At 62.9% G+C, this 2,005-nt stretch carries 1 protein-coding gene; it reads right to left on the reverse strand.

All coding sequences use genetic code 11. The features are described 5' to 3' along the window. Positions 1-113: 113 nt before the first annotated feature. Positions 114-1,496: a group II intron reverse transcriptase/maturase gene (ltrA, locus tag ACQR1B_RS36130; RefSeq protein WP_434837657.1), complete on the reverse strand. Its 1,383-nt coding sequence runs from the start codon at positions 1,494-1,496 to the stop codon at positions 114-116. Between the last annotated feature and the right edge of the window lie 509 nt (positions 1,497-2,005).

The raw sequence follows: 2,005 nt of genomic DNA on the forward strand, positions 1-2,005 counted from the left end.
GTAGAGTCGAGGAAGGGCGCGGTGGCTTGGGCGATGCGGCAACGCCCCGTTTCCCTTCCCCGCTCATCGAACCGGACGTGCGCCTTTCGCGCATCCGGCTCCCGGGCAAGCTCTCATGCCTTCGCCCACGGCAGGTGACGCGTCAGCCCCGGCAGCCGAACCAGCCCCAACGTTTCGTAGAGGTAATGGTCGGGGAAGCGATGTCCCCCTCGGCCGGGAATCCGGTGCTTTTCGCATAACCACTGGCGCAGCCGATGATTGGCGTGGGCATCGACCGCCCTGTAGGCCGGTGAGACCGGCCCGAGACGGAAGTAGTTCGCCCACCCGGTGAGCTTGGCGTTGAGCCGCTTCACCACCTTCTCGGCTGATAGCAACGTCCGGTTCCGGCCTGTCTCGTCCCCGATCGCATCGCAGATTCGCTTGATGCTCTTCTTCGACGGTTTCGAGTTGAGATGTGCCTTCCCGGTCTTTCGGGAGTAGCACCGTCCGAACGTGTAGCCCAGGAAGTCGAACCGCTCTTCCGGCAGACGGCAGATGCGCGTCTTGTCTTCGTTGACCGCCAGTTGCAGTTTCTTGATCGCCTCTCGCATCGTCTGCATGGCGACGTCGGCCGTACCCTTGCAGCAGATCACCAGGTCGTCGGCATAGTTGACCATGACGGCCTTCAGCCGCCGCCGCGCGCCCGATTGTCTCCACCACAACACCAGCCGTCGCATGTACAGGTTCGCCAGCAGCGGGGAGATCGGCGAGCCCTGCGGGATGCCGCGGTGCTCGTCCCGATTCAGCGTGGTCCGACGCTTGCGTCCGCGATCGTCCGTCTCCTCGACCGTCGCCTCGATCCACATCTTGATCAGATGCAGCATGTGCCGGTCTGAGATCCGGCGCGCCACCGATTTCATCAGCGGTCCGTGCGGTATCTCGTCGAAGTAGCCACGCAGGTCCGCGTCGACGACGGCCGTGTACCCCAGATTGAGCAGGCGGTTCACGGTCTCCACCGCATCCAGCGCAGTCTTGCCGGCGCGGTACGCATATTGCTCCGGATCCAGATCGGCTTCGAAGATGGGCTCGAGCACCAGCATCGCCGCCGTCTGAACCACCCGGTCGCGTATCGTCGCGATCCCCAGAGGTCGCATTTTCTTGCTGTTCGGCTTCGGAATGTAGACCCGTCTGACCGCTTGCGGCCGATACGTCTTGTTCCTGAGCTCTTCCGCCAGTTCCCCGAGCCACGGATTCCAGCCAGTGTCGACGTCCGGGCTCTTGCGATCCGCGGACGATCCACCTTGGCCTCCATACGCCTCGATGTCATCGAACGTCTGACCATCCACGCCAGCCGCGCCGCCATTGGCTTTGCACCTGGCATAGGCGAAGCTCAGAACATCCGCCCGATACATCTTGTCGTACAGAAGATAGAACCTGAACTCGGGTTCTGCCTTCGCTTTCGCATGTAACGCAGTCTGCAGCTTCCGGACACTTGGTGGAGTTTCGAGGTGACCCAATCTCCCCTCCCGCGCCACGTCCTACATCGGCTTGAACGAGGGCTCCTTCCCTCCACCGGCATTACCCGGCTTCCCCGGTACTACGAACCCATCCGACTCCCCGCCGCGCCCGGCCCGACCTTCACAGGCCTCCGGTTGGTCTCTCGCTCGACCACGCGATGGGGTCTCCCGTGTTGCTTCGGTTCTCGCTATGGACGTGCCGTCGTCACTACCCCGGTGGAGCCGCTGGGTGCGCACATCGTTCTCTTCCCCAGCGATGCCAGCTTTCCCTGTAATAAGGCCAGGTCAGCCTCCACATCGATCTTTTCGAGGCCTGCTCAACGTTCACTCGCGTTACAGCCCGCCCACTCGCCAAGTCACCTCGTGACCCTCTCCACCGGAGGCTTCAGCCGGGTCGTTGCCTCGCCGACTGCTCCGATTGCTACCGGCTGGAACGACCTTTGCCGGAAGGGACTTTCACCCTCTCAAGAACCGCGCCTTTCCACGGCGCACCTTATACGCGATCTCCC

This window comes from Bradyrhizobium oligotrophicum (assembly GCF_051168495.1).
GTDB classification, from domain to species: Bacteria; Pseudomonadota; Alphaproteobacteria; order Rhizobiales; family Xanthobacteraceae; genus Bradyrhizobium; species Bradyrhizobium oligotrophicum_A.